At 35.3% G+C, this 1032-nt stretch carries 1 protein-coding gene; it reads right to left on the reverse strand.

Annotation, left to right across the window (positions count from 1 at the left end; translation table 11 throughout):
- Nucleotides 1-94 precede the first annotated feature (94 nt).
- Entirely contained in the window at nucleotides 95-880 is a 786-nt protein-coding gene (locus tag V7014_RS03230; protein WP_335504121.1) for a Cof-type HAD-IIB family hydrolase, read from the reverse strand.
- Nucleotides 881-1032 lie beyond the last annotated feature (152 nt).

A 1032-nucleotide genomic window follows, 5' to 3' on the forward strand; every position in this document is an offset into this window, starting at 1 on the left:
AGGGAGGATGGCGAAGTTCGCTAGAAGCTGGGCGCTGGAGCTAGACACTACGCAAAAAAGGGGCTATCCCCTTTTTTATTTTTTGTATTATATTTTAAACCAATACATGTTCTTTAATACTTTCAATTACACCAGCTTCATTATTCGATTTAGCTTCAAATCTTGCAACATTCTTTATCTCTTTGTGAGCATTTTCCATAGCAAAGCTATAGTATGCTTGTTTCATCATCTCTAAATCGTTTAAATAATCCCCAAATACCATTGTTTGCTCAGATGTAACATGGAAATACTCCTGCACTTTCTGAATAGCTGTCCCCTTATTAGCGTTTCCATTCGTGATATCTAACCAAAGAAATCCTGATACAGCTACTTGTAATTGTTGACGGTATTCAGAAAAGAACTGATTACTGTTTTGTTCAGCACCTTTAAAATCAAGAATGGTTACCTTCAAAATCTCATCCTCTACATACATTAAATTCGTAACAATTTCTCTTCTAGCATAATATTTATCTACTTGTTCTAACAATTCTGGTGTAGAGCTCTCAATATAAGCAGCTTTCTTTCCACACAATATAACATGGGCATCTTCAATTGTTCTTCCGATTTCCACTAACTTTAAAGCTACATCTCGCTGCAATGTATTAGAGAATAATTCTTCACCTTTATAAACCACAAACGTTCCATTTTCTGCAATAAAAAGCATTTGATCTTTTTCATCATGAAATCGATCAATAAGATTATAATATTGACGACCACTAGCCGCTCCGAAAATGATTCCTTTTTCAGTTAATGCATTGTAAATGGAATGAAACTCTGTAGGTAATTGATTTTGATCATTTAAGAGTGTACCATCCATATCTGTAGCAATTAATTTAATCATAATTAGTCTCCTCTATGAAATATACGTATCTTCTATACCTATCAACATCGTTTAAGAAAAGCGCAAGCGCCCGTTTAGCTCCGTATGGACTGGAGCCCTCCGACTGAGATAAAGGAAACACGAAGAGCGGTTAGCGATTCGATTGTTGACTT

It is taken from the genome of Bacillus sp. JJ722 (assembly GCF_036963345.1).
Taxonomy (GTDB): domain Bacteria; phylum Bacillota; class Bacilli; order Bacillales; family DSM-1321; genus Bacillus_AD.